The organism is Micromonospora sp. NPDC003776 (genome assembly GCF_053605645.1).
Genome location: NZ_JBSGJR010000257.1, coordinates 1 through 9116 on the forward strand (window position 1 = coordinate 1; position 9116 = coordinate 9116).

A 9116-nucleotide genomic window follows, 5' to 3' on the forward strand; every position below is an offset into this window, starting at 1 on the left:
TACCGGCCGCCCTCCACGCCGCGCCGGTCACCGACCACGTGCCGCCCGTGCGGTCGGCGCTGCTCGCCGCCGTCGCGAAGGCGGGTTCTTACCCGGCGGAATCGCTCCGGGCCGACCAGGCACTGGTGGACGACCTCGGCTTCGACTCGCTGATGCTCATCGAACTCGAGGAGCAGTTGACCGCGGCGCATCCGGAACTGGATCGACTGCCGGACGACCTGATGCGCCGCACCACCACGATCGCCGACATCGACGCCTGGCTCACCACGACCTTCGGCACCGATCCCACCCCGGCACCCGCCGCACCGACCCGCCCGGCCGCCGGCCCCGAACCCGCCCGCGCCGCCCCCCGGGCCGAGCCCACCGACCCGCCACCGGCACCACCGCCGGTGCTGCCCGAACTGGCCGCACTACAGGAGCGGCTCGCCCTCGCACAACGAATCGGCGTGGCCAACCCGTACTTCGTGCCGCACGACGGCGCGCTCGGCGCCACCACCCGCATCGGCGGATCCGAGCTGGTCGACTTCTCCGGCTACGACTACCTCGGCCTCGCCACCGATCCCGTCGTGGTCGCCGCCGCCACCGACGCCCTGACCCGCTACGGCACCTCCGTCTCGGCCAGCCGGGTCGCCTCGGGGGAACGGCCGCTGCACCGTGACCTGGAGCACGCCGTCGCGGCCTTCCTCGGTACCGGGGCCGCCCTGGCCATGGTGAGCGGACATGCCACCAACGTCGGCGTACTCGGGCACCTGCTGCGCCCCGGCGACCTGGCCCTGCACGACGCGCTGGCGCACGACAGCATCCTGCAAGGCATCCGCCTGTCCGGGGCGTACCGCCGGCCCTTCCCGCACAACGACCTCGACGCGCTCGACCGGCTGCTCACCGACCTCACCCCCCGCCACCGGCGCGTCGTGGTGGCCGTCGAGGGCGTCTACAGCATGGACGGTGACCTCGCCGACCTGCCCGCCCTCGTGGAGCTGCGCCGCCGGCACGGGTTCCTTCTCTACGTCGACGAAGCACACAGCCTCGGTGTCCTCGGCGCGACCGGCCGTGGCGCCGGGGAACACTGGGGGGTGGCCCCCACCGACGTCGACATCTGGATGGGAACACTGTCCAAGGCGCTGGCCAGCTGCGGCGGATATGTGGCCGGCGACGCCGCGCTCATCGAGTACCTGCGCTACACCACCCCGGGCTTCCTCTACAGCGTCGGACTTCCGCCGGCCTCCACGGCGGCGGCACGTGCCGCGCTCGGCCGGCTCGAGGCGGAACCGGAGCGGGTGGTGCGTCTGCGGGACAACGCCCGACTGTTCCGCCGGCTCGCGACCGCCGCCGGCCTGGACGTCGGAGCCGGTACGGCACCGGTCGTACCGGTCATTACCGGCGGATCGGCGAGAGCGCTGCTGTTGGCGGACCGGATGCGGCAGCGCGGCGTGAACGTGCAGCCCATCCTTCACCCCGCGGTCGAGGAGAGCGCCGCACGGTTGCGCTTCTTCGTCAATGCGACCCACTCCGAGGCGCACATCGAATCGACGGTGGATGCGCTGCGAGAAGAACTGACCCGCACTGTGTGACCGGGGTTGACGGCGACTGCCATCGCCCCACGAACCGGAGCCGCCGGGTGGTCAGTGGCCGCGGTAGAGGGCGTCGATGTCGGCGGCGCGGTGCCGCTGCACCGCCTCGCGTCGGATCTTCAGGGTGGGGGTCAGCTCGCCGTTGGCCTCGGTGAAGTCGTCGGGCAGGATCCGGAAGGTCTTGATCGCCTCGGCGTGCGAGACCGACCGGTTCGCCTGGTCGATCGCGTGCTGGATCTCGCCGCGCAGGGCGGGGTCCTCGCGCAACTGCGCCACCGAGGCGCGCGGGTGCCCGTGCGCCTCGCGCCACCGGGACCACGCCTGCGGGTCGATGGTCACCAGGGCCGCGACGTACGGTCTGCCGTTGCCGGTCAGCATGGCCTGGCTGACCAGCGGGTGCGCGCGGACCCGGTCCTCCAGTGGGGCGGGCGCGAGGTTCTTCCCCTCCGCGGTCACCATGATCTCCTTGGTCCGTCCGGTGATCCGCAGATAGCCGTCGTCGTCGAGGCTGCCGAGGTCGCCGGTGCGGAACCAGCCGTCGGCGGTGAACGTCTCGCGGGTCGCGGTCGGGTTGTTCCAGTAGCCCCGGAACACGACCTCGCTGCGCACGAGGATCTCCCCGCTGTCGGCGATGGCCAACTCCACGCCGGGCAGCGGCCGGCCGACGGTGCCGATCCGCATCGCCGAGGGCCGGTTCGCGGCCAGCGCCGGGGACGTTTCGGTCAACCCGTACCCCTCCAGGGTGGTGAGGCCCGCACCGCGGAAGAAGTGCCCGAGCCGCTCACCGAGCGGAGCGCCGCCGACGATGGCGACCCGGCACCGGCCGCCGAACGCGGCCCGCAGCTTCCGGTAGACCAGCAGGTCGAGCAGACCGTGCAGCAGCCGCAGGCCCCTGCCGGGGCCGGACGGCGCGTCGAGCGCCCGGCTGTACCGCACCGCCACCCGGTCCGCGACGGCGAACAGCCACCCCCGATGCTGGTCGGCGGCCTTCTGCCGGGCACCCGTGTACGCCTTCTCGAACACCCGCGGCACCGCGAGGACGAACGTCGGCCGGTACCGGCGCAGCTGGTCCAAGGCGCCCCGCGCGCTGGGGCTGTGCACCATCGTCGCCCGGGTCTGCACCATCCCCACCTGGATCATCCTGGCGAACGCGTGCGCCAGCGGCAGGAACAGGACCGTCGACGCCCCCCGGTTGAACAGCTCCGGCAGCGCCGCGACCGCGTTGGCGACGTCCAGGTGGATGTTGCGGTGCGTCAGCACGCAGCCCTTGGGCCGCCCGGTGGTCCCGCTGGTGTAGACGATCGTGGCCGGGTCCGTACCCGACACCGCGTCCCGCCGCTGGTGGACGACCTCGTCGCCGACGGCCCGGCCCTGCTCCGCCAGCCGGACCAGGTCCCCGGCGTCGATCTGCCACACCTCGCGCAGCTGCGGCAGCCGGTCGCGTACGCCGGCCAGCAGCGCGGCGTGCTCGGCCGTCTCCACCACGCACGCCACCGCGCCGGAGTCGGCGAGGATCCAGGCCAGCTGGTCGGCGCTCGACGTGTCGTACACCGGCACGGTCACCGCGCCGACCATCCACACCGCATAGTCGACCAGGGTCCACTCGTAGCGGGTGCGGCTCATCAGCGCCACCCGGCTCCCCGCCGCCACACCGGCCGCGACCAGCCCGCGCGCCACGGCCAGCATGTCGTCGTGGAACTGGCGGCAGGTCACCGTCGACGGGTCGCCGGGCGCGGGCGGCCAGGTGCGGGCGTCCGGGTCCGGCCGCCGGAACTGCACCGCGTCCGGGTCCCGCCGCGCGTTTTCCCACGCCACGTCCGCCAGCCCCACCGACTCGGTGACCGCCGGCTCCACCTTGACCTCGCGCCGCATCAGGCCCCTCGGCTCTCCGCCACCTGCGGGCTACCGGCTCTTCTTGAGCTGGTCGCAGAGCTTCTCGGGATCACGCACGAAGTCCATCCCGCGGTCACGTAGCCGGGAGAAGTCGTCGATCATGTGCTGTACCTCGCCCGGGGTGAACCGCCGGTCCTCGTCGCCCGACTTCTTCAGCCAGCCGATCACGTCGTCGTAGCTCTTCCAGTCCTTCTTGCCCATCAGGCGTTCGATGTCGGTGACGTCGTAGTCCTTCTGCATCGCCTGGCTGGCCGGATCGTGGATCTTCATCACCTGCTCCTCCCGTTGACGGTGGTCCGCCGCGCGATTGCCCGGGAGGTCCGGCGGCAAACGGCCGCCGCCGTGCTCAGAAGCCGGACGGGTACGTCTCGGGCTCGGCCAGGCCCACCGGCCGAACGCGCAGCGGCCGCAGCGCCTGGGTCTCGTCGACCCAGCAGAAGGCGTCGTACCGGTCGCCGAGCACCGTCGGCACGTAGTTGCCGAAGCTCTCCCGCTCCGGGTGGTAGACCACCCCGATCGCCCGGTGGTCGAGCTCATCGCCCAGCACGTCGGGCTTGCCGTCGCGCGGGAAGACGAACAGGGCCCGCCCGGGAGCCGCGCCGTGCAGCGCCTCCTCCAGGGAGTGTCGGCGCCCCGGCGGCACCGGCATCACCTCCATCGGCGCGCCCCACGCGTCCCCGGCCACCACCGTGCCGTGGTGCGTGCCGAAACCGACCAGCACCACCTGCTCCGGCCCGTAGCGCTCCCGGGCGAGCTGGCCGATGTTGACCTCGCCCGCGTCGGTCATGTCCGTGGCGCGGGCGTCCCCGACGTGGGTGTTGTGCGCCCAGACGACCGCCTTCGAGCCCGGCCCGTAGTGCCGCAGCAACCGGTCCAGGGTGTCGTCCATGTGCCGGTCGCGGACGTTCCACGACTGGCGGCCACCACGCGCCATCGTCCGGTAGTAATGCTCGGCCCCGGCGACGACCTCCGCGTTCTGCCAGGCCCCGAAACGGCCCGCCCCGTCGGCGACGGCCCGCTCGCGCAGCCGGACGAGCAGGTCCACCACCTCGTTCTCGCAGTTGTTCGGCACGAACCGGGTGGCCAGCGCGTACTGCTGCGGGTCCTCGTCGTACGGCTGGAAGCAGCGGTACGCGGCCAGCGCCGCGGGCACCTGCTCCGGGTCATGCTCCTGCAACCAGGTGATGATCTCGCGCAGCGACTCCCACAGCGAGTACACGTCCAGGCCGTGGAAGCCGGCCCGGTCCGGCTCGTCCACCCCCGCGTTGCGGGTACGCAGCCAGCGGGTGAAGTCAACGACCTCCTCATTGGCCCACATCCAGGTGGGCCAGCGTTCGAAGGTGGACAGGGCGTCCCGCGGGTCGCCGGGCGCGCCGTCCTGGCAGCGGACACTGCGGTCCACCCGGTCACAGTCGGGCCAGTCACCCTCGACCGCGACGAACGAGAAGCCCTTCTCCTCGATCAGCCGCCGGGTGATCGCCGCGCGCCAGGTGTAGAACTCGTGGGTGCCGTGGCTCGCCTCGCCGAGCATCACCACCCGGGCATCCCCGATCCGGTCCAGCAGCACGTCCAGGTCACCCGGATCGTCCAGCGGCGCCGCCAGCCCGGTCACCTCGTCGTCGTAGCGCCCCATGTTCACTCCCGCCGCGTCAGCTCCCGGCTCGTGGTCACGGCACCTGGCGTACCCGTCCCGGCAACGGCCATGCGAGCCACTGGAGCGACCCCGCGCCCGATTTGGGGTCAGCTGGCCGTAACTTCCGCTCGTACGAACAAAAGCTGCGCTATTCGAAAGGAAACTTCCATGGAACAGAGTCTTTCTTTGGGGGTTGCGCAGATATAGAGTCACGCCGAAGGCCGCCAACCAGTCACTCGCCCGCCGAGCTGCACCCCCGGCGACACTGGAGCGGACCTCGGCGCACCGCACACCAGCACAGCGACCGATCATCCCCGTACGCCGTCTCTCCGGCCGTACCGGCGCACCGCGCCGATCCCACCGATCCCGTTCCACACGGTTCCCGACCGCACCGTTCCCGGGCCGCCGCTTCGCGACGGTCCGCCAGTCGGTCGTGCCCTCGCAAGGAGGTTCCATGCGCAGACCTCTCGGCCGCCGCCTCACCGCCTTCGCCGGCCTGCTGACGCTCGTCGGCGCCACCCTCGTCGGCCCGGCGTCCGCATCGGCCCCGGCCGTGGCGGCACCCGCCCCCGCCAGCGACGGGATCCAGTACCGGGTCCTCGTCTTCACCAAGTCCACGAACGTCGACGCGGCGGCCACCACCGCCGGTGTCGAAGCCATCAGAGAACTCGGCGAGCAGCTGCGGTTCAGCGTCCAGACGACCGACGACGCCCGCAAGTTCGACCCCGCGTACCTGAAGAAGTTCCGCGCGGTCGTCTTCCTCAACACCTCCGGCGACGTGCTGAACGCGGCCCAACAGGCGGCGTTCGAGTCGTACTACCGTGCCGGCGGCGGGTTCGTCGGCATCGGCTCGGCGATCGAGGCCCAGCCCGGCTGGCAGTTCCTGTCCAACGTGCTCGGGACCCGCGCCTCCGGCCGCACCGATGTCCAGCCCGGCACCATCAAGGTCGCCGACCGGGTTCACGACGCGTCGAAGAACCTGCCGGAGTACTGGACCCGCAGCGACGCCTGGTACAACTTCCAGTCCAACGTCCGCGGCAAGAGCCACGTCCTCGCCACCGTCGTCGAGGACACCTTCGCGCAGCAGCCCTGGGGCGGCACGGTCACCGGCATCACCGGCGGCACGATGGGCGCCGACCACCCGGTGACCTGGTGCAAGGACTGGCAGGGTGGCCGCTCGTTCTACACGGCGCTCGGCAACACCGCCGCCGGCTTCGGCGAGACCAACCTGCGATCCCACCTGGGTGGCGCGATCAAGTGGGCCGCGGGGCGCGCCGACCCGGTCTACTCCGACTGCGGCGCGACCGTGCTCGCCAACTACCAGCAGACCGCCGTCGCGCTCCCGCCGAACACCAATGAGCCGATCGGCTTCGACGTCCTGCCCGACAACCGGGTCATCCAGACCGACCGCCGCGGCGGCGTCCGGCTGCACGACCCGAAGTCCAACACCACCACCGTGCTGGCCCAGATCCCGGTCTACACCGCCAGCGAGGACGGCCTGTACGGGCCGGGCATCGACAAGGACTTCGCGAGCAACCACTGGGTCTACCTCTACTACGCGCCACCGACCGTCAAGGACGTGAAGCTCTCCACCGGAGAGATCGTCACGCAGACCACGCCGGCCGCGAACGCCCCGAACACCGGCGACTCGCCGGCGGTGTGGGACCCGTGGGTCGGCTACTTCCAGCTCTCCCGCTTCAAGTTCGTGGACGCGACGGCGGACACTCCCGCCCACCTGGACACGGCGTCCGAGCAGGAGATCATGCGCGTGCCGGTCAACCGCGGCGCCTGCTGCCACGTGGCCGGCGACATCGACTTCGACAAGCACGGCAACCTCTGGCTGGTCACCGGCGACGACACGCCGGCCGGCGGCGGCAACTCCGGCGGCTTCTCCCCGTTCAACGACCAGCTCACCACCAGTGGTCAGTACAACGCCCCGTTCGTGGACGCCCGGCGGTCCGCCCAGAACACCAATGACCTGCGCGGCAAGATCCTGCGGATCACGGTCAAGGACGGCGACATCGCCTCCGGCGAGGCCAACCACTTCGGCGGGGCGTACACGGTGCCGACGGGCAACCTGTTCCCGGTCGGCGCGGAGAAGACCCGCCCGGAGATCTACGCGATGGGCTTCCGGAACCCGTTCCGGATCCAGGTCGACGAGAACGACGTCGCCTACATCACCGACTACTCACCCGACTCGCAGACGCCGCAGAACTTCCGCGGCCCGGCGGGCACCGGCCGGGTGGAGATCGTCCGTAAGCCGGCGAACTACGGGTGGCCGCTGTGCTACAAGACCGACCTGCCCTACTACCGGTGGAATTTCAACACCTCCACCCCGCTGGACAACCCGGCGCAGACATTCGAGTGTGACAACCCGACCCGCGGACCGCAGAACAACTCGCGCTGGAACCTCAACGGTGGACCCACCGTCGAGCCCGGCCTGGAGTACGGCCCGCCGATCACCAACCCGGACATCTGGTACTCGTACACGCCGGAGAACCGGGCGAACAACCCGATCGGCACGCCGTGCCTGGCGTACTACAACGGCTCGGGCGCCACGACCTGCCCGCGGCTGTTCCCGGAGCTGGGCACCGGCGGCGTCGGCCCGCAGGGCGCGGCGAAGTACCACTTCGACCCGAACAACACCGACCCGACGAAGCTGCCGCCGTACTACGACAACGCGGTCTTCGTCGGCGAGTTCACCCGGGACACGTTGCGCGAGGTCCGGCTCGACTCGCAGAACCGCATCTTCAAGATCAACAACCTGCTGGACTGCGGCGGCCTCAACGCGCGGCGGGTGCCGGACACCAGCAACCCGTTCGAGTGCGACAACCCGATGGACATGCAGTTCGACGGGACAGGGCACTTCTACCTCCTCGGCTACGGCGACGGCTTCTTCAACGTCAACAACGACGCCGGCCTGTACCGGTGGGACTACGTCAAGGGCCAGCGCGCGCCGACGCCGGTGCTCGCCGCCTCCCCGACCAACGGCTCCGCGCCGCTGACCGTGCAGTTCTCCAGCGCCGGCTCGCGCGACCCCGACCCGGGTGACTCGATCCGGTTCGAGTGGGACTTCAACGGCGACGGCGTCGTCGACTCCACCGACCCCGACCCGCAGTTCACCTACACCACCGCCGGCCAGTACACGGCCCGGCTGACCGTGCTGGACTCCAGCGGCAAGTCCGCGTCCGCGAACACCACCATCACAGTGGGCAACACCGCTCCCAAGGTGACCATCAACACCCCGGTGGAGGGCGGCACGTTCGCCTTCGGCGACACCATCCCGTTCTCGGTGACGGTCACCGACCCGGAGGACGGCACGATCGACTGCAGCCGCGTCGCGGTGACGTTCGTGCTCGGCCACGACACCCACGGGCACGCCGAGCAGACCGTCAACGGCTGCACCGGGGTCCTGCCGACCGACGCCAACGACGTGTCGCACGGCGGCAACGTCTTCGGCGTCATCAGCGCCTCCTACACCGACCTGGGCGGTCCGGGCGGGGTGCCGGCGCTGACCACGGTCGCGCAGAACAACGTCCGCCAGAAGCGGCAGGAGGTCGAGTTCGTCACCGAAGAATCCGGGACGACCGTCGCCACGACGAACGACCCGGCGGGTGGCAGCCAGCACCGCGGCAGCCTCGGCAGCGGCGACTGGATGGCGCTCAACGGCCCCTTCAACCTGAAGAACGTCAACTCGCTCACCTTCCGGGTGGCGAGCACGTCGACGCAGGTGCCGGCCGGCGGGGCGATGGCCGCCGTGGAAGTCCACCTGGACGCGGTCAACGGACCGATCCTGACCACCGCGGCGCTCACCTCGACCGGTGACCCCGGGACCTGGCAGAGCCAGACCTTCCCGATCACGGATCCCGGCGGCCTGCACAAGGTCTACCTCGTGTTCCGGTCGGTCACCGGTGGTCAGACCGGCGCCAACCTGTTCAACCTCAACTGGACCGAGTTCGGGGGACAAGGGGTGAGCGGCCCCTAGCACGACGCGGGCGGGTGCGCCGCACTGCGCGGCG

General features: G+C 71.1%; 5 protein-coding genes. 2 read left to right on the forward strand and 3 right to left on the reverse strand.

The window, feature by feature from the left end:
- Positions 1–1571, forward strand: a 1571-nt coding sequence (locus ACWEVO_RS20530) for an aminotransferase class I/II-fold pyridoxal phosphate-dependent enzyme (protein ID WP_452309131.1), incomplete at its 5' end; no start/stop codon positions are given.
- Positions 1572–1622: 51 nt separating this feature from the next.
- On the opposite strand, the gene ACWEVO_RS20535 is transcribed toward ACWEVO_RS20530, so the two are convergent.
- From ACWEVO_RS20535 to ACWEVO_RS20545, 3 genes are all read right to left on the reverse strand, one after another.
- Positions 1623–3443, reverse strand: a complete 1821-nt coding sequence (locus ACWEVO_RS20535; RefSeq protein WP_452309132.1) for an AMP-dependent synthetase/ligase — start codon at positions 3441–3443, stop codon at positions 1623–1625.
- 30 nt (positions 3444–3473) lie between these two features.
- A complete protein-coding gene (locus ACWEVO_RS20540; protein WP_452309133.1) occupies positions 3474–3734 on the reverse strand; it encodes a hypothetical protein in 261 nt (86 codons plus the stop codon).
- Between the two features lie 76 nt (positions 3735–3810).
- Positions 3811–5097: an erythromycin esterase family protein gene (locus ACWEVO_RS20545; RefSeq protein WP_452309134.1), complete on the reverse strand. Its 1287-nt coding sequence runs from the start codon at positions 5095–5097 to the stop codon at positions 3811–3813.
- Positions 5098–5551: 454 nt separating this feature from the next.
- On the opposite strand from ACWEVO_RS20545, the gene ACWEVO_RS20550 reads away from it, so the two are divergent.
- Positions 5552–9082: a ThuA domain-containing protein gene (locus tag ACWEVO_RS20550; protein ID WP_452309135.1), complete on the forward strand. Its 3531-nt coding sequence runs from the start codon at positions 5552–5554 to the stop codon at positions 9080–9082.
- Positions 9083–9116 lie beyond the last annotated feature (34 nt).

Excerpts from the sequence above, each read along its gene's own strand:
- ACWEVO_RS20535 (WP_452309132.1), bottom strand. The coding sequence starts at position 3,443 with ATGCGGCGCGAGGTCAAGGTGGAGCCGGCGGTCACCGAGTCGGTGGGG.
- ACWEVO_RS20540 (WP_452309133.1), bottom strand. The coding sequence starts at position 3,734 with ATGAAGATCCACGATCCGGCCAGCCAGGCGATGCAGAAGGACTACGAC.
- ACWEVO_RS20545 (WP_452309134.1), bottom strand. The coding sequence starts at position 5,097 with ATGGGGCGCTACGACGACGAGGTGACCGGGCTGGCGGCGCCGCTGGAC.
- ACWEVO_RS20550 (WP_452309135.1), top strand. The coding sequence starts at position 5,552 with ATGCGCAGACCTCTCGGCCGCCGCCTCACCGCCTTCGCCGGCCTGCTG.